General features: G+C 61.8%; 23 protein-coding genes. 19 read left to right on the forward strand and 4 right to left on the reverse strand.

The annotated features are described in order from the left end of the window. Positions 1 to 5 precede the first annotated feature (5 nt). Together pilH and pilG are read right to left on the reverse strand one after the other, a co-directional pair. Entirely contained in the window at positions 6 to 371 is a 366-nt protein-coding gene (gene pilH / locus AC1RME_RS01020; protein ID WP_007953328.1) for a twitching motility response regulator PilH, read from the reverse strand. A gap of 60 nt (positions 372 to 431) precedes the next feature. Continuing rightward, positions 432 to 836, reverse strand: a complete 405-nt coding sequence (gene pilG / locus AC1RME_RS01025) for a twitching motility response regulator PilG (RefSeq protein WP_096817626.1) — start codon at positions 834 to 836, stop codon at positions 432 to 434. A gap of 225 nt (positions 837 to 1061) precedes the next feature. Here pilG and gshB point away from each other — a divergent pair, with 225 nt between their 5' ends. From gshB to AC1RME_RS01060, 7 genes are all read left to right on the forward strand, one after another. Further along, positions 1062 to 2012 (forward strand): glutathione synthase, encoded by a 951-nt coding sequence (gene gshB / locus AC1RME_RS01030; protein WP_096817624.1) that lies wholly within the window; start codon positions 1062 to 1064, stop codon positions 2010 to 2012. Between the two features lie 107 nt (positions 2013 to 2119). Further along, a complete protein-coding gene (locus AC1RME_RS01035; protein WP_096817622.1) occupies positions 2120 to 3019 on the forward strand; it encodes an energy transducer TonB in 900 nt (299 codons plus the stop codon). A gap of 59 nt (positions 3020 to 3078) precedes the next feature. Further along, a complete protein-coding gene (locus AC1RME_RS01040; protein ID WP_096817620.1) occupies positions 3079 to 3651 on the forward strand; it encodes a YqgE/AlgH family protein in 573 nt (190 codons plus the stop codon). Further along, positions 3651 to 4088, forward strand: coding sequence for a Holliday junction resolvase RuvX (gene ruvX / locus AC1RME_RS01045; RefSeq protein ID WP_096817618.1), 438 nt, complete (start codon positions 3651 to 3653; stop codon positions 4086 to 4088). Before AC1RME_RS01040 ends, ruvX begins: the two co-directional genes overlap by 1 nt. 81 nt (positions 4089 to 4169) lie before the next feature. Beyond that, positions 4170 to 4673, forward strand: coding sequence for a bifunctional pyr operon transcriptional regulator/uracil phosphoribosyltransferase PyrR (gene pyrR, locus AC1RME_RS01050; RefSeq protein WP_493090280.1), 504 nt, complete (start codon positions 4170 to 4172; stop codon positions 4671 to 4673). 27 nt (positions 4674 to 4700) lie between these two features. After that, positions 4701 to 5705: an aspartate carbamoyltransferase catalytic subunit gene (locus AC1RME_RS01055; RefSeq protein ID WP_095164512.1), complete on the forward strand. Its 1005-nt coding sequence runs from the start codon at positions 4701 to 4703 to the stop codon at positions 5703 to 5705. Next, a complete protein-coding gene (locus AC1RME_RS01060) occupies positions 5702 to 6973 on the forward strand; it encodes a dihydroorotase (RefSeq protein WP_096817614.1) in 1272 nt (423 codons plus the stop codon). The genes AC1RME_RS01055 and AC1RME_RS01060 overlap by 4 nt, the downstream gene beginning before the upstream one ends. Before the next feature lie 35 nt (positions 6974 to 7008). Here the strand turns inward: AC1RME_RS01060 and AC1RME_RS01065 are convergent, their stop codons facing one another. Continuing rightward, positions 7009 to 7443, reverse strand: a complete 435-nt coding sequence (locus tag AC1RME_RS01065; protein WP_096817612.1) for an NINE protein — start codon at positions 7441 to 7443, stop codon at positions 7009 to 7011. Between the two features lie 248 nt (positions 7444 to 7691). On the opposite strand from AC1RME_RS01065, the gene AC1RME_RS01070 reads away from it, so the two are divergent. Then, complete coding sequence (locus AC1RME_RS01070) at positions 7692 to 8315, forward strand: C40 family peptidase (RefSeq protein WP_096817610.1); 624 nt, start codon at positions 7692 to 7694, stop codon at positions 8313 to 8315. Positions 8316 to 8366: 51 nt separating this feature from the next. Here the strand turns inward: AC1RME_RS01070 and AC1RME_RS01075 are convergent, their stop codons facing one another. After that, the gene (locus AC1RME_RS01075; RefSeq protein ID WP_085709073.1) at positions 8367 to 9401 is read right to left on the reverse strand and encodes a type IV pilus twitching motility protein PilT; all 1035 of its coding nucleotides are present in this window, start codon (positions 9399 to 9401) and stop codon (positions 8367 to 8369) included. Between the two features lie 56 nt (positions 9402 to 9457). Here AC1RME_RS01075 and AC1RME_RS01080 point away from each other — a divergent pair, with 56 nt between their 5' ends. From AC1RME_RS01080 to AC1RME_RS01130, 11 genes are all read left to right on the forward strand, one after another. Further along, positions 9458 to 10144: a YggS family pyridoxal phosphate-dependent enzyme gene (locus AC1RME_RS01080; protein ID WP_096817608.1), complete on the forward strand. Its 687-nt coding sequence runs from the start codon at positions 9458 to 9460 to the stop codon at positions 10142 to 10144. Positions 10145 to 10167: 23 nt separating this feature from the next. Continuing rightward, positions 10168 to 10986, forward strand: coding sequence for a pyrroline-5-carboxylate reductase (proC, locus tag AC1RME_RS01085; protein WP_096817607.1), 819 nt, complete (start codon positions 10168 to 10170; stop codon positions 10984 to 10986). Between the two features lie 10 nt (positions 10987 to 10996). Then, positions 10997 to 11587 carry a YggT family protein gene (locus AC1RME_RS01090; RefSeq protein WP_096817605.1) on the forward strand — a complete coding sequence of 197 codons (591 nt, stop codon included), beginning with the start codon at positions 10997 to 10999 and terminating at the stop codon, positions 11585 to 11587. Then, positions 11584 to 11874 carry a DUF167 domain-containing protein gene (locus AC1RME_RS01095; protein ID WP_096817603.1) on the forward strand — a complete coding sequence of 97 codons (291 nt, stop codon included), beginning with the start codon at positions 11584 to 11586 and terminating at the stop codon, positions 11872 to 11874. The genes AC1RME_RS01090 and AC1RME_RS01095 overlap by 4 nt, the downstream gene beginning before the upstream one ends. A 65-nt stretch (positions 11875 to 11939) precedes the next feature. After that, positions 11940 to 13079 carry a homoserine O-succinyltransferase MetX gene (gene metX / locus AC1RME_RS01100; RefSeq protein WP_096817602.1) on the forward strand — a complete coding sequence of 380 codons (1140 nt, stop codon included), beginning with the start codon at positions 11940 to 11942 and terminating at the stop codon, positions 13077 to 13079. Between the two features lie 7 nt (positions 13080 to 13086). Next, a complete protein-coding gene (metW, locus tag AC1RME_RS01105; protein WP_096817600.1) occupies positions 13087 to 13707 on the forward strand; it encodes a methionine biosynthesis protein MetW in 621 nt (206 codons plus the stop codon). A 26-nt stretch (positions 13708 to 13733) separates the two neighbouring features. Next, complete coding sequence (locus tag AC1RME_RS01110; protein ID WP_096817597.1) at positions 13734 to 14168, forward strand: DUF4426 domain-containing protein; 435 nt, start codon at positions 13734 to 13736, stop codon at positions 14166 to 14168. Next, positions 14165 to 14761 (forward strand): RdgB/HAM1 family non-canonical purine NTP pyrophosphatase, encoded by a 597-nt coding sequence (gene rdgB, locus AC1RME_RS01115; RefSeq protein WP_096817595.1) that lies wholly within the window; start codon positions 14165 to 14167, stop codon positions 14759 to 14761. The genes AC1RME_RS01110 and rdgB overlap by 4 nt, the downstream gene beginning before the upstream one ends. Continuing rightward, on the forward strand, positions 14758 to 15963 hold the full coding sequence (hemW, locus tag AC1RME_RS01120) for a radical SAM family heme chaperone HemW (protein WP_096817593.1): 1206 nt from the start codon (positions 14758 to 14760) through the stop codon (positions 15961 to 15963). Before rdgB ends, hemW begins: the two co-directional genes overlap by 4 nt. A 34-nt stretch (positions 15964 to 15997) precedes the next feature. Continuing rightward, a complete protein-coding gene (locus tag AC1RME_RS01125; RefSeq protein WP_096817591.1) occupies positions 15998 to 16321 on the forward strand; it encodes a DUF3392 domain-containing protein in 324 nt (107 codons plus the stop codon). A 29-nt stretch (positions 16322 to 16350) separates the two neighbouring features. Further along, complete coding sequence (locus AC1RME_RS01130; RefSeq protein ID WP_096817589.1) at positions 16351 to 16899, forward strand: RNA 2'-phosphotransferase; 549 nt, start codon at positions 16351 to 16353, stop codon at positions 16897 to 16899. The last annotated feature ends 33 nt before the right edge of the window (positions 16900 to 16932 follow it).

Genomic DNA, 16932 nt, shown 5'->3' on the forward strand with positions numbered 1-16932 from the left:
CGCGATCAACCGGCCAGCACGTTGTTCAGGGTCTTGATCAGCGTGTCTTCGTCGACCGGTTTGGTCAGGTAATCCTTGGCGCCCTGGCGAGTGCCCCAGACCTTGTCGGTTTCCTGATCCTTGGTGGTAATGATGATGACCGGGATGTGGCTGGTTTCAGCGTCCTTGGTCAATTGGCGGGTCGCCTGGAAACCGTTGAGGCCGGGCATGACGATGTCCATCAGCACCGCGTCGGGCTTTTCCTGACGGGCCAGGGCCACGCCGTCGGCGCCGTTTTCGGCTTTCAACACTTCGTGGCCGTGCTTTTCCAGCATGCCGGTCAGTTTGTACATTTCGGTCGGCGAATCATCGACGATCAGAATACGTGCCATGGTCTTCCCCATTTTTCTTGTCGACACCGGGCCCGCTGGCCGAGCGTCACTGTGCGTGTCTTACTGCGGCAAATCAGCGGTAAAGCCCGGAACATGGGCCGCAATCGCGTCGAGCAGTTCTTCCTTGCTGAAAGGCTTGGTCAAAAATTGATCGGAACCGACAATCCGCCCCTTGGCCTTGTCGAACAGCCCGTCGCGGGACGACAGCATGATCACCGGCGTTGCCTTGAAAGCACTGTTGTTCTTGATTAAAGCGCAGGTCTGATAACCATCCAGACGCGGCATCATGATGTCGACAAAAATGATCCCGGGGTGGTTGTCGGCGATCTTCGCCAGGGCGTCGAAACCGTCGATCGCCGTGATGACTTCGCACCCTGCATTTTTCAACAGGGTCTCGGCGGTGCGACGAATCGTTTTCGAGTCGTCGATCACCATGACCTTCAAGGCGCTGGACTGCTGTTCCATAAGGGGGCTCTACCGTCGCCTTTGCGAATCAATTTGTCCGTTTTGCGATGCGTAATGGCCGGAAACCCTTGATGCTTAAGGGCCAGCACGATATGGCAGCCTTTTTAGCACAGTCTCCTGATCCAATCTATCGACGGGTTTTTCCTTGACCGAAAACCCGCCCGGAGCCACTCTGGCGGCACTTTTTTCATACCGATCCGGTAGCCAATTTTCGAGGAAAACCCAATGAGCGTTCGCGTCGGGATAGTCATGGACCCAATCGCCAGCATTTCCTATAAAAAGGATAGCTCGCTGGCCATGCTGCTGGCGGCGCAGAAGCGCGGCTGGGAACTGTTCTATATGGAACAGCAGGACCTTTATCAGGGCGAAGGTCAGGCACGGGCGCGGATGAAGCCGCTGAAAGTCTTCGCCAACCCGGAAAAATGGTTCGAACTGGGCGCCGAGCAGGATCTGCCGCTGAGCGACCTGAACGTGATCCTGATGCGCAAGGATCCGCCGTTCGACATGGAGTTCGTCTACTCCACCTACCTGCTCGAACAGGCCGAAGCCGCCGGCGTACTGGTGGTCAACAAGCCGCAGAGCCTGCGCGACTGCAATGAAAAACTGTTCGCCACGCTGTTCCCGCAGTGCACGCCGCCAACCGTGGTCAGCCGCCGCGCCGACGTGCTGCGTGAATTCGCCGCCAAGCATGGCGACGTGATCCTCAAGCCGCTGGACGGCATGGGCGGCACGTCGATCTTCCGTCACCGCGTCGGCGATCCGAACCTGTCGGTGATCCTCGAAACCCTGACCGCACTCGGCACCCAACAGATCATGGGCCAGGCGTACCTGCCGGCGATCAAGGATGGCGACAAACGCATCCTGATGATCGACGGAGAGCCGGTGGATTACTGCCTGGCGCGGATTCCGGCCCAGGGCGAAACCCGTGGCAACCTCGCGGCCGGCGGCCGTGGCGAAGCCCGTCCGCTGACCGACAAGGATCGCTGGATCGCCGCTCAGGTCGGCCCGACCTTGCGCGCGAAGGGCCTGCTGTTCGTCGGCCTGGATGTGATCGGTGAACACCTGACCGAAATCAACGTCACCAGCCCGACCTGCATCCGCGAGATCGACAATGCCTTCGGCACCGACATCGGCGGCCTGCTGATGGATGCCATCGAGAAAAAGCTGCAAGCTTGATGTGTGTCACATGCAGCCTGTCGCTTGATGCTTGAAGCCCAAGGCGAGAAACCAACATTGCGTTATCATGCGCGGCCTGTGAAAAACGCGATGTTGGTTTTCTTGTCATGACACTTCCGTCCGATCTGCCCGCTGAACTCGCCCATAAAGGCGTGCGCCCGGTCGATCGCCTCGGATTTACCCTGTTTCTCGCGGCGCTGATCCATTTGGCGCTGCTGCTCGGCGTGGGTTTCACCATGGTCGAGCCCAAGCAGATCAGCAAAACCCTGGAAATCACCCTCGCCACCTTCAAGAGCGAAACCAAGCCGAAAAAGGCTGATTTCATCGCTCAGGAAAACCAGGAAGGCAGCGGCACCCTCGACAAGAAGGCGATCCCCAAGACCACCGAGGTCGCGCCGTTCCAGGACAATCAGGTCAAGAAAGTCACCCCGCCGCCGGCCGCCAAGCCGCAAGTGCAGGAAGCCGCGCCCAAGGCAGCCGTGACCACCGTCGCGCCGAAACCGAAAAAGGCACCGACCAAGAAAGAAGAAGCCAAGACCGAGACCAAACCGACGGTCGACGCCCCGACTTTCGACAGCTCGCAGCTCTCCAGCGACATCGCCAGCCTGGAAGCCGAACTGGCCAACGAACAACAGCTGTACGCCAAGCGCCCGCGCATCCACCGCCTGAGCGCGGCCTCGACCATGCGCGACAAGGGCGCCTGGTACAAGGACGAATGGCGCAAGAAGGTCGAGCGCATCGGCAACCTCAATTACCCCGACGAAGCCCGTCGCCAGCAGATCTACGGCAATCTGCGCCTGATGGTGTCGATCAACCGCGACGGCTCGCTGTATGAAGTGCTGGTGCTGGAATCCTCCGGCCAGCCACTGCTGGATCAGGCGGCGCAGCGCATCGTGCGGCTGGCCGCGCCTTTCGCACCGTTTACCGGGGATCTGTCGGACATCGACCGGCTGGAAATCATCCGTACCTGGAAATTCGCCCGGGGCGACCGGTTGTCCAGCAACTGAGCCGATCTTTTGACCGCTCCAGCTTGTCAGTTCGCCCCCCGAACGCCACACTACCGCACATGAAAAACGTCAGCCCCAGCTACCTCAAGCATCACTTCCTGATCGCCATGCCACACATGGCCGACCCGAACTTTGCCCACACCTTGACCTACATCGTCGAGCACACGGCCAATGGGGCCATGGGGCTGGTGGTCAACCGACCGCAAGAGCTGAATCTGGCCGACATCCTCGAGCAACTGCGCCCGGACATCGATCCGCCAGCGCTGTGCCAGCATGTGCCGATCTTCATCGGCGGCCCGGTGCAGACCGATCGCGGTTTCGTGCTGCACCCGGCGGGCAAGACCTTCCAGGCGACCGTCGAACTGGAAGGCGAGCTGGCACTGTCCACTTCCCAAGACGTGCTGTTTGCCATCGCTGACGGCGTGGGCCCGGCGAAAAGCCTGATCGCCCTCGGCTACGCCGGCTGGGAAGCCGGGCAACTGGAGGCTGAAATGGCCGACAACGCCTGGCTGACCTGCCCGTACGACGCCGACATCCTGTTCAACACCAGCAGCGAGCTGCGTCTGGAAGCGGCGGCCAAGCATTTGGGGATCAACCTCAATCTGCTGACCAGCCAGGCAGGGCACGCCTGATGGCCCTGCGCCTGATCCTCGGCTTCGACTACGGCACCAAACAGATCGGCGTGGCGGTCGGCCAGGTGATTACCGGCCAGGCCCGCGAGCTGTGCACCTTGAAGGCACAGAACGGTGTGCCGGACTGGAATCAGGTCGAAGCCCTGATAAAGGAATGGAAACCCGACGCCGTGGTGGTCGGCCTGCCGCTGAACATGGACGGCACGCCAAGCGAGATGTGCCTGCGCGCCGAGAAATTCGCCCGTCGCCTCAACGGCCGCTACAACCTGCCCTTCTATACCCACGACGAGCGCCTGACGACCTTCGAAGCCAAAGGCGAACGACTGGTGCGCGGCGGGCAGAAAGGCAGTTACCGCGACAACCCGGTGGACGCCATCGCCGCCGCCTTGCTGCTGCAAGGCTGGCTCGACGAAAACACCGCACTATTTGAATCCTGACAAGCGCTACGGCGCTTTTCTTTTGGTTACAACCCGAGCCTCGGTTCGCGAGAACCGGCTCGACCCCAAGAAGGAGCAACCATGAGCCTGCCCAATCCCGCCGATCTGATCAGCCAGATGGCGTCCCGCCTCAAGGCGCACCTTGCCCAGCGTGATATCAGCGAACCGCGTTACATCGGCATCCGCACCGGTGGCGTCTGGGTCGCCCAGGCCCTGCTCGAAGAGCTGGGCAGCGATGCGCCATTGGGCACGCTGGATGTTTCCTTCTACCGCGACGACTTCAGCCAGAACGGCCTGCACCCGCAAGTGCGCCCGTCCGCCCTGCCCTTCGAAATCGAAGGCCAGCATCTGGTACTGATCGACGACGTACTGATGAGCGGCCGCACCATCCGCGCCGCCATGAACGAACTGTTCGACTACGGCCGCCCGGCCAGCGTGACGCTGGTCTGCCTGCTGGACCTGGACGCCGGCGAACTGCCGATCCGCCCGAACGTGGTCGGCGCGACGCTGTCGCTCGCCCCCCACGAACGAGTGAAGCTGTCCGGCCCGGAGCTGGCCCTCGAACTGCAAGACCTCGCCCTTTAATCCGCCCTATTGAGAGTCCCCTTCGCGATGACGCCTCTAGATACCAAGCGCCCGCTGCAGCTCAATGATCAGGGCCAGCTGCGCCACTTCCTCTCGCTCGACGGCCTGCGCCGCGAGTTGCTGACGGAAATCCTCGACACCGCCGACTCGTTCCTCGAAGTCGGCGCACGGGCCGTGAAGAAGGTCCCGTTGCTGCGCGGCAAGACCGTGTGCAACGTGTTCTTCGAAAACTCCACCCGCACGCGCACCACCTTCGAACTGGCGGCCCAGCGGCTGTCGGCGGACGTGATCACCCTGAACGTGTCGACTTCGTCGGCCAGCAAGGGCGAAACCCTGCTCGATACCCTGCGCAACCTCGAAGCCATGGCCGCCGACATGTTCGTCGTACGCCACGGTGATTCGGGCGCTGCGCACTTCATCGCCGAACATGTGTGCCCGCAAGTGGCAATCATCAACGGCGGCGACGGCCGTCACGCCCACCCGACCCAGGGCATGCTCGACATGCTGACCATCCGTCGGCACAAGGGCAGCTTCGAAAACCTCTCGGTGGCCATCGTCGGCGACATCCTGCACTCGCGGGTGGCGCGCTCGAACATGCTCGCCCTGAAGACCCTCGGTTGCCCGGACATCCGCGTGATCGCACCGAAAACCCTGCTGCCGATCGGCATCGAGCAATACGGCGTGAAGGTCTACACCGACATGACCGAAGGCCTGAAAGACGTCGACGTGGTGATCATGCTGCGCCTGCAGCGTGAGCGCATGACCGGCGGCCTGCTGCCGAGCGAAGGCGAGTTCTACCGCCTGTTCGGCCTGACCACCGCGCGCCTGGCCGGCGCCAAGCCCGATTGCATCGTCATGCACCCGGGGCCGATCAACCGCGGCGTGGAGATCGAGTCGGCGGTGGCCGACGGCCCGCACTCGGTAATCCTCAATCAAGTCACCTACGGCATCGCGATCCGTATGGCCGTGTTGTCGATGGCCATGAGCGGACAAACAGCCCAGCGCCAATTCGAGCAGGAGAACGCCCAGTGAAGCTCAGCATTCTCGGCGCCCGCGTCATCGATCCAAGCAGCGGCCTGGATCAAGTCACCGATATTCACGTTGAAGCCTGCAAGATCGTCGCCCTCGGCGCCGCACCGGCCGGTTTCACTGCCCTCGAAACCATCGATGCCCAAGGCCTGGTGGCCGCTCCAGGTCTCGTAGACCTGAACGTCGCCCTGCGCGAGCCGGGCTACAGCCGCAAAGGCACCATCGCCAGCGAAACCCGCGCTGCGGCGGCCGGCGGCGTGACCAGCCTGTGCTGCCCGCCGAAAACCAAGCCGGTGCTCGACACCTCCGCAGTGGCCGAGCTGATCCTCGACCGCGCCCGCGAAGCCGGCAACACCAAGGTGTTCCCGATCGGCGCTCTGAGCAAAGGTCTGGACGGCGAACAGCTCGCCGAGCTGGTGGCCCTGCGCGACGCCGGTTGCGTGGCGTTCGGCAACGGCCTGGAAAGCTTCCGCAACACCCGCACCCTGTGCCGGGCGCTGGATTACGCGGCGACCTTCGACCTGACCGTGATTTTCAATTCGCAGGATCACGACCTGGCCGACGGCGGCCTGGCCCACGAAGGCGCCACCGCCAGCTTCCTCGGCTTGCCGGGCATTCCAGAAACCGCTGAAACCGTGGCCCTGGCCCGTGACCTGCTGCTGGTCGAGCAGACCGGCGTGCGTGCGCATTTCAGCCAGCTCACCAGCGCTCGCGGCGTTGCGCTGATCGCTCAGGCACAAGCCCGTGGTTTGAAAGTCACGGCGGATGTCGCCCTGTATCAGTTGATCCTGACGGACGAAGCGCTGATCGACTTCAGCAGCCTGTATCACGTGCAACCGCCGCTGCGCACCCGCGCCGACCGCGACGGCCTGCGTGAAGCGGTGAAGTCCGGCGTGGTCTCGGCGATTTCCAGCCATCACCAACCCCACGAGCGCGATGCGAAACTGGCACCGTTCGGCGCGACCGAGCCGGGCATCAGCAGCGTCGAGCTGCTGCTGCCGCTGGCGATGACGCTGGTCGAGGACGGTCTGCTGGACCTGCCGACCCTGCTCTCACGCCTGAGCGCCGGCCCGGCCGAGGCCTTGCGCCTGCCGGCGGGCAAACTGGCGGTGGGTGGCGCGGCGGATATCGTGCTGTTCGATCCGAAGGCCTCGACCGTTGCCGGCGAAACCTGGCTATCGAAGGGCGAGAACTGCCCGTTCCTCGGTCATAGCCTGCCGAGTGTGGTGCGTTACACCTTGGTGGATGGCCGGATCAGCCACCAGGCATAAAAAAATGGCGAGGGAGCTTGCTCCCTCGCCATCACTTACTGAAAAGCGCCCCGCCCTTCGGCATTACGCACCGACACCTGATCGTTCAGCGTCCAGAAGTCATACAGCACGCCAATAAAGAACAATCCGCCGGTCAGCAGGTACAGCAAGCCAGTGATCCACTTGCCTTGATACATCCGGTGCACACCGAACACCCCGAGGAACGTCAGCAGGATCCACGCCACGTTGTATTCGATCGGCCCCGCCGCAAAGCGCAGGTCCGCTTCCCGATCCATCGCCGGGATCAGGAACACGTCGATCAGCCAGCCGATCCCCAGCAGCCCGAAGGTGAAAAACCAGATCGTTCCGGTCACCGGCTTGCCGTAATAGAAGCGGTGAGAACCGGTAAAACCGAAGATCCACAGCAGGTAACCGATCACTTTGCTATGGGTGTCTTTTTCCTTCACACGGGGTAGCTGATAGCTGTTCATGAAGACCTCGATTCACACGATAGATAAATATTCTTTAATTCTTTGTGACTTTTTTACAGGTAGCCGACGTACGGCAAATGCTACCGTGTGTTCCGTCAAAGCCTTATAGCACCTGACTTCTGTCCGACAATTGCGTCTATTTGCCGCTTGTTTGGTTCCGTTGCCCGCCTTTTGAATCGACCAACGGCCTCGGAAGGGACAAAAAAGCTGTTATAAAGTTGCGCGCTAACACATAAGAGCCCTGCCTAATGCGTCCATTTTTCAAGACATGGCTAACCATTTGCCTATTAATGCCACTGGCCGCCCACGCCACCAATCGTGAGCAACGTCTTCCCAACGTCAACGGCTTCACCCCTAAATCCCATGCCTCTGCTCCATCGAACAAAGGCAAGCAAACGAAACACACCACGCTTGCCAGCAAGAGTCACGGCAAGCTGGTCCCACCGATGGCGAACAAGGAAAGCAGCAACGTCCTCAGTCGCGCGGTGAACGTCCTCGGTACACCTTACCGTTGGGGCGGCAGCAGCCCAAGTAAAGGCTTCGATTGCAGCGGTCTGGTGAAATACGCGTTCAACGACGCGACTTTCGACCTGCCCCGCACCTCGAATGCCATGGCCAGCGGCCACGGCGAGAAAGTCGAGCGCAAGGATCTCAAGCCTGGCGACCTGATTTTCTTCAACATCAAGAGCCGTCGGGTCAATCACGTTGCCATCTACCTGGGCAACGACCGCTTCATCCACGCACCGCGCCGCGGTAAAGCGGTGAGCATCGATACGCTGAACAAGCCGTATTGGGAACAGCATTACGTGGTAGCCAAGCGCGTGCTGCCGAAAGAACCAGGTGGCAAGCAGATGCGCGTGGTTCAGCGCTGATCTTTGCAGATCAAAAAAAACGCAGCCTTCGGGCTGCGTTTTTTTTCGTCCCTAGAAATTATCCGGTGTCCGCGCCTTCTCCCGCGCATGTTCGCGACTGATCAGGCCCTTGGTCACCAGATCCTTCAGGCACATGTCGAGTGTCTGCATCCCCAGTGACCCGCCGGTCTGGATCGCCGAATACATCTGCGCCACCTTGTCCTCGCGGATCAGGTTACGGATCGCCGACGTGCCGAGCATGATCTCGTGCGCCGCCACCCGCCCACCGCCGATCTTCTTGATCAGCGTTTGCGACACCACGGCCAGCAGCGACTCGGACAACATCGAGCGCACCATGGACTTCTCATCCCCCGGGAACACGTCCACCACCCGGTCGATGGTCTTGGCCGCCGACGTGGTGTGCAGCGTGCCGAACACCAGGTGCCCGGTTTCGGCAGCGGTCAACGCCAGGCGGATGGTTTCCAGATCGCGCATCTCGCCCACCAGGATCACGTCCGGGTCTTCACGCAGCGCTGAACGCAACGCCGTGGCGAAACTGCGGGTATCGCGATGGACCTCACGCTGATTGATCAGGCATTTGCGCGATTCGTGAACGAATTCGATGGGGTCTTCGATGGTCAGGATGTGGTGATGGCGATGGGTGTTGAGGTAATCGATCATCGCCGCCAGCGTGGTGGACTTGCCGGAACCGGTCGGCCCCGTCACCAGCACCAGCCCGCGCGGGGCGTCGGTGATCTTGCGAAAGACGTCGCCCATGGCGAGGTCTTCCATGCTCAGCACTTTCGACGGAATGGTGCGAAACACGGCGCCGGCGCCACGGTTCTGGTTGAAGGCGTTGACCCGAAAGCGCGCCACACCCGGTACTTCGAAGGAAAAGTCGGTTTCCAGATGTTTCTCGTACTCCACCCGCTGGGTGTCGTTCATGATGTCGTAGATCAGCTCATGCACCTGCTTGTGATCCAGCGCCGGCAGATTGATCCGCCGCACATCACCATCCACGCGGATCATCGGCGGCAGTCCGGCTGACAGGTGCAGGTCGGAAGCGCCCTGTTTGGCGCTGAAGGCCAGCAGTTCAGTGATATCCATAGCGTTCCTCAATTCCAGTAGAATGCCGCGAACCTACAGACCGCTGGCGCCTCTTGATGTCCACGATAGCAGACAACATCTCACTGGTTAGTTCGCGCATCCAGGCAGCGACCCAAGCCGCCGGCCGCGATGAAAACAGCGTCCAGCTGCTGGCCGTGAGCAAGACCAAACCCGCCGAAGCCCTGCGCGAAGCGTACGCCGCCGGCCTGCGCGACTTTGGCGAGAACTATCTGCAGGAAGCCCTGGGCAAACAGCTCGAACTGGCCGACCTGCCCTTGATCTGGCACTTCATCGGCCCCATTCAGTCGAACAAGACCCGCTCGATTGCCGAGCATTTCGCCTGGGTGCACTCCGTGGATCGCCTCAAAATCGCCCAACGCCTGTCCGAACAACGCCCGGCGGATCTGCCGCCACTGAATATCTGCATTCAGGTCAACGTCAGCGGCGAAGCCAGCAAGTCCGGCTGCACCCCGGCCGACCTGCCGGCGCTGGCCCAGGCCATCAGCGCCCTGCCGCGCCTGAAGCTGCGCGGGCTGATGGCGATTCCCGAGCCGACCGACGATCGCGCCGAGCAAGACGCCGCATTCGCCGCTGTTCAGAAGCTGCAGGCCAGCCTCGATCTGCCGCTCGACACACTTTCCATGGGCATGAGCCACGACCTCGAGTCGGCCATTGCCCAGGGCGCCACCTGGGTCCGTATCGGTACGGCCCTGTTTGGCGCTCGCGACTACTCCCAATCTTGATGATTTCCAGATAAGGACCTGACATGAGCAACACACGTATTGCCTTTATCGGTGCCGGCAACATGGCCGCCAGCCTGATCGGCGGCTTGCGGGCCAAGGGTCTGGAAGCCGCATCGATCCGCGCCAGCGATCCGGGCGAAGAGACCCGCAACCGGGTCAGCGCCGAGCACGGCATCGAAACCTTCGCCGACAACGCCCAGGCCATCGACGGTGCCGACGTTGTCGTGCTGGCGGTCAAGCCACAGGCCATGAAAGCCGTGTGCGAAGCGATCCGCCCGAGCCTGAAACCGAATCAACTGGTGGTGTCGATTGCCGCCGGCATCACCTGCGCCAGCATGACCGCATGGCTTGGCGAGCAGCCGATCGTGCGCTGCATGCCCAACACCCCGGCGCTGCTGCGTCAGGGCGTGAGCGGTCTGTACGCCACTGGCGACGTGAGCGCCGAACAGCGCCAGCAGGCTGAAGAGCTGCTGTCCGCCGTGGGCATCGCCCTGTGGCTGAACGAAGAGCAACAACTGGACGCGGTCACCGCTGTCTCCGGTTCCGGCCCGGCGTACTTCTTCCTGCTGATCGAAGCCATGACCGCCGCTGGCGTCAAACTCGGTCTGCCGAAGGAAACCGCCGAGCAACTGACCCTGCAAACCGCACTGGGCGCCGCGCACATGGCCGTGTCCAGCGACGTCGACGCCGCCGAACTGCGCCGCCGCGTGACCTCGCCAGCGGGCACCACTGAAGCGGCGATCAAATCGTTCCAGGCCGGCGGCTTCGAAGCCCTGGTGGAAAAAGCACTCGGCGCCGCCGCGCACCGCTCGGCCGAAATGGCCGAACAACTGGGCAAATAAGGAGCCTTACATGATTGGATTGAACACTGCAGCGGTCTACGTGCTGCAAACCCTCGGCAGCCTGTACCTGCTGATCGTGCTGCTGCGCTTTGTCCTGCAACTGGTGCGGGCGAACTTCTACAACCCGCTGTGCCAGTTCGTGGTCAAGGCTACCCAGCCGCTGCTCAAGCCACTGCGCCGGATCATCCCGAGCGTCTTCGGCCTCGACATGTCGTCGCTGGTGCTGGCAATCCTCGTGCAACTGGCACTGATGGCGCTGACCCTGCTGCTGACCTACGGCACCACCGGCAACCCGCTGCAACTGTTCATCTGGTCGATCATCGGCGTGACCGCGCTGTTCCTGAAGATTTTCTTCTTCGCCCTGATCATCAGCGTGATCCTGTCGTGGGTCGCTCCGGGCAGCCATAACCCGGGCGCCGAGCTGGTGAACCAGATCTGCGAACCGGCCCTGGCGCCGTTCCGTCGCTTCCTGCCGAGCATGGGCGGTCTGGACCTGTCGCCGATCTTCGCCTTCCTCGCGCTGAAGCTGATCGACATGCTGGTGATCAACAACCTCGCGGCGATGACGATGATGCCGGAAATTTTGCGCCTGTTGATGTGAGCTGGTTTCGTTGGGACGGTGACGACTTGATCCTCGAGTGTCACCTGCAACCGGCAGCCCGCAGCGATGATTTCTGCGGGCTGCACGGCGACCGCTTGAAGATCCGCCTGACCGCCCCGCCGGTCGAGGGCAAGGCCAATGCGTACCTGATGGGGTTTCTGGCCAAGGCTTTTGGAGTTTCCAAGAGTCAGGTCAGCCTGATCAGCGGTGAGTTGAACCGGCAGAAACGTGTGCGCATCCACGCCCCCAAAAAACTGCCGGATCTGCCGGGGCTTCAACACCCCTGATCGTTGCTTGCCGCTGGGGGCAGCGGTCTTTAGACTTACGCCTCATTTCAACGAGAGCAGGGTCGATGCCAGCTGCCTTTCCCCCCGATTCTGTTGGTCTGGTGACGCCGCAAACGGCGCACTTCAGCGAACCGCTGGCCCTGGCCTGCGGCCGTTCGCTGGCCGCTTATGACCTGATCTACGAAACCTACGGCACGCTGAACGCGCAAGCGAGCAACGCCGTGTTGATCTGCCACGCCTTGTCCGGCCACCACCATGCCGCCGGCTACCACAGCGTCGACGACCGCAAGCCCGGTTGGTGGGACAGCTGCATCGGCCCCGGCAAACCGATCGACACCAACAAGTTCTTCGTGGTCAGCCTGAACAACCTCGGCGGCTGCAACGGCTCCACCGGCCCGAGCAGCCTCAACCCGGAAACCGGCAAGCCGTTCGGCGCCGACTTCCCGGTGCTGACCGTGGAAGACTGGGTGCACAGCCAGGCACGCCTCGCCGACCTGCTCGGCATCGGCCAGTGGGCCGCAGTGATCGGTGGCAGCCTCGGCGGCATGCAGGCGCTGCAATGGACCATCACGTATCCGGATCGCGTGCGCCACTGCCTGGCCATCGCCTCGGCCCCCAAGCTGTCGGCGCAGAACATCGCCTTCAACGAAGTGGCGCGCCAGGCGATTCTCACCGACCCGGAATTCCACGGCGGCTCGTTCCAGGAACAGGGCGTGATCCCCAAGCGCGGGCTGATGCTGGCGCGGATGGTCGGGCACATCACCTACCTGTCCGACGACTCCATGGGCGAGAAATTCGGCCGTGGCCTGAAGAGCGAAAAGCTCAACTACGACTTCCACAGCGTCGAGTTCCAGGTCGAAAGCTACCTGCGCTACCAGGGCGAAGAGTTCTCCGGGCGCTTCGATGCCAACACGTATCTGTTGATGACCAAGGCGCTGGATTACTTCGATCCGGCGGCGAACTTCGACGATAACCTGGCGAAAACCTTCGAAGGTGCCAAAGCCAAATTCTGCGTGATGTCGTTCACCACCGACTGGCGCTTCTCCCCGGCCCGATCGCGGGAACTGGTGGACGCGCTGATGGCCGCGCGCAAGGACGTCAGCTACCTGGAAATCGATGCGCCGCAGGGCCACGACGCCTTCCTGATTCCGATCCCGCGCTATTTGCAGGCGTTCGGCAATTACATGAACCGCATTACGTTGTGAGAAAGCCATGAGAGCTGATCTGGAAATCATCCAGGAATGGATCCCCGCCGGCAGCCGCGTGCTCGACCTCGGCTGCGGTGACGGCGAGTTGCTGACCTGGCTGCGCGACCACAAGCAGGTCACCGGTTATGGCCTGGAAAACGACCCGGACAACATCGCCGAGTGCGTGGCCAAGGGCATCAACGTCATCGAACAGGACCTGGACAAGGGCCTGGGCAACTTCGCCAGCAACAGCTTCGACGTGGTGGTGATGACCCAGGCCCTGCAAGCCGTGCACTACCCGGACAAGATCCTCGACGAAATGCTGCGGGTCGGTCGCCAGTGCATCATCACCTTCCCCAACTTCGGCCACTGGCGCTGCCGCTGGTACTTGGCGAGCAAGGGCCGGATGCCGGTGTCCGAGTTCCTGCCGTACACCTGGTACAACACGCCGAACATTCACTTCTGCACCTTCGAAGACTTTGAAGAACTTTGCCGCGAACGTGAGGCGAAGGTCATTGATCGGCTTGCCGTGGATCAACAGCACCGCCACGGGTGGGCCAGTAAGCTATGGCCTAATCTGTTAGGTGAGATCGGTATCTACCGCGTCAGCAGCCCGGGGCTGCAGGATCACAGAATCGCGGTCTGAACCACGACATTGCGAGGAGAACGAACATGGGACGCTTGATTACCGCGCTATTGGCCGCCTGCCTGAGCCTCTCGGCCATCGCTGCCGACGTCATCAAAGGCGAGCGCCAGGAAACCTTCGGCGACGTGACGGTGCACTACAACACCTTCAACTCGACCTACCTGCAACCGGACATTGCCAAGGCCGCCGAGCTGATCCGCAGCAAGAATCAGGGCGTGATCAATGTCTCGGTGATCAAGGACGGCAAGCCGTTGATCGCCAATGTCACCGGCACGGTCAAAGACCTGACCAGCCAGAGCGTGCCGCTGAAATTCCGCCAGATCACCGAACAGGGCGCGATCTATTACATCGCCCAGTATCCGGTGGAACAGCAGGAAACCCGCACCTTTGAAATCAAGGTGCAGAACGGTGACAAGATCAACACCATCAATTTCAACCAAGAGCTTTTCCCCGGCGAATGATGAACCTCAAGCAACTCGTACTGGCCAGCCATAACGCCGGCAAACTCAAGGAACTCCAGGCCATGCTCGGCGAATCAGTGCATCTGCGCTCGATCGGCGAATTCAGCAGCGTGGAGCCGGAAGAAACCGGTCTGTCGTTCATCGAGAACGCGATCCTCAAGGCCCGAAATGCTGCGCGCATCTCCGGGCTGCCGGCGCTGGCCGACGATTCGGGTCTGGCGGTGGATTTCCTCGGCGGTGCGCCGGGTATCTACTCGGCGCGCTACGCCGACGGCAAGGGCGATGCGGCGAACAACGCCAAACTGCTCGACGCCTTGAAGGACGTACCGGAAGCCGAGCGCGGCGCGCAGTTCGTCTGCGTGCTGGCGCTGGTGCGTCATGCCGATGATCCGCTGCCGATCCTCTGCGAAGGTCTGTGGCATGGGCGCATCCTGACTGCCGCCAGCGGTGAACACGGTTTCGGCTACGACCCATTGTTCTGGGTCCCGGAGCGTAACGTGTCCAGTGCCGAGCTGAGCCCGAGCGACAAGAACCAGATCAGCCACCGCGCCCGTGCAATGGATCTGCTGCGCCTGCGTCTGGGCTTGAAATGACCGATAGCTCCTCTGCGTCGTCGCTGATCATCGGCGGCGCCGCCTCCTCGCCTCGGGCGCCGTTGCCGACGCTGCCGCCCCTGGCGCTGTACATCCACATCCCGTGGTGTGTGCGCAAATGCCCGTATTGCGACTTCAACTCCCACACCGCCAGCCCGGTGCTACCAGAGCAGGAATACGTCGACGCGATGCTGGCCGACCTCGATCAGGACCTGCACGCGGTGTACGGCCGTGAGTTGAGTTCGATCTTCTTTGGCGGTGGCACGCCGAGCCTGTTCAGTGCCGAAGCCCTCGGCCGCTTGCTCGAAGGTGTGAAACAACGCATTCCGTTTGCCGATGACATCGAAATCACCCTGGAAGCCAACCCCGGGACTTTCGAGCAAGAGAAGTTCGTCGCCTACCGCAAACTGGGGATCAATCGCCTGTCGATCGGTATCCAGAGCTTCCAGCAGGAAAAGCTCAAGGCCCTCGGCCGTATCCACAACGGCGACGAAGCCATCCGCGCCGCCGGCATGGCGCGCCAGGCCGGGTTCGATAACTTCAACCTCGACTTGATGCACGGCTTACCGGATCAGTCGTTGGACGATGCCCTGAGCGACCTGCGTCAGGCGATCGAGCTGAAGCCAACGCACATTTCCTGGTATCAGCTGACACTGGAGCCGAACACCGTGTTCTGGAACCAGCCGCCAGTGCTGCCGGAAGACGACACGCTGTGGGACATTCAGGAGGCCGGACAGGCGCTGCTGGCCGAACACGGTTACGCGCAGTACGAAGTCTCCGCCTATGCGCAGCCCGGTCGCCCGGCGCGGCATAACCTCAATTACTGGAGCTTCGGCGACTTCATCGGTATCGGCGCCGGCGCCCACGGCAAGCTCAGCCACCCGGACGGGCGGATCGTGCGCACCTGGAAGACGCGCTTGCCGAAGGACTACCTCAACCCGGCCAAAAGCTTCCAGGCTGGCGAGAAAGCCCTGACCGATGACGAGATGCCGTTCGAGTTCCTGATGAACGCCCTGCGCCTGACTGCCGGCGTCGAATCACGCCTGTACCCCGAGCGCACCGGCCTGCCGCTGGAGAGCCTCGACGAACACCGCCGCGAGGCCGAACAAAGCGGTCTGTTGCAGGTCGAACCGTCACGTCTGGCGGCCACCGAGCGCGGACAACTGTTCCTCAATGACTTGCTGCAGAAATTTCTGAACTGAGCCCAACGCCCAACGGCAGCCCCAAGGAAAAACCATGGATTTGATTCTCGACCTGCTCGCCACCGTGTCCCGCTGGAGCCGCAGCAACCTCTCGGAAATCGCGCTGGCCCTGGTGGGCTGCCTGCTGGTGCTGTTCGGCGCTGACTTCAAGGCCTGGGTCGACCAACGCCTGGGCAGCATCACCGGCGCCCTGCGCGTCCCGCTGATGGCCCTGCTCTGCCTGATCGGCAGCGGCGCGGCACTGATCTACGCCACGCCTTGGGTGGTGAAGGGCTTGAGCCAGTTCAACAACTACAGCCTGGCACCGGTGTTGTTGGTGGTGCTCGTTTTGATCGGCGTAGTCGCGGATCGCCGCTGACCGCGCATTGAAAACAGACAGGGAAGTTCATGAGCAAGAAACTGCTGGACGAAACAAGCAAATTTCTCAGCTTCGTGCTGCGTCATGAGCCACAGGCGATTGGCTTGACGCTGGACTCTGAAGGCTGGGCAGACATCGACGCCTTGATCAATGGCGCGGCGCGGGACGGTAGAACGCTGGATCGCGCGCTAATCGAAAACGTCGTGGCGAGCAGCGACAAGAAGCGCTTTTCGATCTCCGCCGACGGTCAGTCGATTCGTGCGGTTCAGGGACACTCGACGAAAAGCGTGGAGCTGCAGTTCGAAGAAAAGCAGCCTCCGGAAACGCTGTATCACGGCACCGCGACGCGCTTCATGGACTCGATCAACGAGCAGGGATTGATTCCGGGGTCACGCCATCACGTGCACCTTTCTCAGGAAACCGCTACCGCCTCGGCGGTTGGGCAACGTTACGGAACGGTGGTGATTCTGAAGGTTGCAGCGCGGCAGATGCAGGAACAGGGTTTCAAGTTCTATCAGGCCGAGAATGGCGTCTGGCTGACCGAGCGGGTTCCGGCGGCATTTCTTTCAACGGTGTAACTTCCGAGTACTGCTAAAACAACTGTGGGAGCC

The organism is Pseudomonas sp. GW822-FHT03F08 (assembly GCF_058801265.1).

What these genes read in the sequence shown, in the direction of transcription:
- pilH (WP_007953328.1), bottom strand. Translation starts at nt 371, where the DNA reads ATGGCACGTATTCTGATCGTCGATGATTCGCCGACCGAAATGTACAAA.
- pilG (WP_096817626.1), bottom strand. Translation starts at nt 836, where the DNA reads ATGGAACAGCAGTCCAGCGCCTTGAAGGTCATGGTGATCGACGACTCG.
- gshB (WP_096817624.1), top strand. Translation starts at nt 1,062, where the DNA reads ATGAGCGTTCGCGTCGGGATAGTCATGGACCCAATCGCCAGCATTTCC.
- AC1RME_RS01035 (WP_096817622.1), top strand. Translation starts at nt 2,120, where the DNA reads ATGACACTTCCGTCCGATCTGCCCGCTGAACTCGCCCATAAAGGCGTG.
- AC1RME_RS01040 (WP_096817620.1), top strand. Translation starts at nt 3,079, where the DNA reads ATGAAAAACGTCAGCCCCAGCTACCTCAAGCATCACTTCCTGATCGCC.
- ruvX (WP_096817618.1), top strand. Translation starts at nt 3,651, where the DNA reads ATGGCCCTGCGCCTGATCCTCGGCTTCGACTACGGCACCAAACAGATC.
- pyrR (WP_493090280.1), top strand. Translation starts at nt 4,170, where the DNA reads ATGAGCCTGCCCAATCCCGCCGATCTGATCAGCCAGATGGCGTCCCGC.
- AC1RME_RS01055 (WP_095164512.1), top strand. Translation starts at nt 4,701, where the DNA reads ATGACGCCTCTAGATACCAAGCGCCCGCTGCAGCTCAATGATCAGGGC.
- AC1RME_RS01065 (WP_096817612.1), bottom strand. Translation starts at nt 7,443, where the DNA reads ATGAACAGCTATCAGCTACCCCGTGTGAAGGAAAAAGACACCCATAGC.
- AC1RME_RS01070 (WP_096817610.1), top strand. Translation starts at nt 7,692, where the DNA reads ATGCGTCCATTTTTCAAGACATGGCTAACCATTTGCCTATTAATGCCA.
- AC1RME_RS01075 (WP_085709073.1), bottom strand. Translation starts at nt 9,401, where the DNA reads ATGGATATCACTGAACTGCTGGCCTTCAGCGCCAAACAGGGCGCTTCC.
- AC1RME_RS01080 (WP_096817608.1), top strand. Translation starts at nt 9,458, where the DNA reads ATGTCCACGATAGCAGACAACATCTCACTGGTTAGTTCGCGCATCCAG.
- proC (WP_096817607.1), top strand. Translation starts at nt 10,168, where the DNA reads ATGAGCAACACACGTATTGCCTTTATCGGTGCCGGCAACATGGCCGCC.
- AC1RME_RS01090 (WP_096817605.1), top strand. Translation starts at nt 10,997, where the DNA reads ATGATTGGATTGAACACTGCAGCGGTCTACGTGCTGCAAACCCTCGGC.
- metX (WP_096817602.1), top strand. Translation starts at nt 11,940, where the DNA reads ATGCCAGCTGCCTTTCCCCCCGATTCTGTTGGTCTGGTGACGCCGCAA.
- metW (WP_096817600.1), top strand. Translation starts at nt 13,087, where the DNA reads ATGAGAGCTGATCTGGAAATCATCCAGGAATGGATCCCCGCCGGCAGC.
- AC1RME_RS01110 (WP_096817597.1), top strand. Translation starts at nt 13,734, where the DNA reads ATGGGACGCTTGATTACCGCGCTATTGGCCGCCTGCCTGAGCCTCTCG.
- rdgB (WP_096817595.1), top strand. Translation starts at nt 14,165, where the DNA reads ATGATGAACCTCAAGCAACTCGTACTGGCCAGCCATAACGCCGGCAAA.
- hemW (WP_096817593.1), top strand. Translation starts at nt 14,758, where the DNA reads ATGACCGATAGCTCCTCTGCGTCGTCGCTGATCATCGGCGGCGCCGCC.
- AC1RME_RS01125 (WP_096817591.1), top strand. Translation starts at nt 15,998, where the DNA reads ATGGATTTGATTCTCGACCTGCTCGCCACCGTGTCCCGCTGGAGCCGC.
- AC1RME_RS01130 (WP_096817589.1), top strand. Translation starts at nt 16,351, where the DNA reads ATGAGCAAGAAACTGCTGGACGAAACAAGCAAATTTCTCAGCTTCGTG.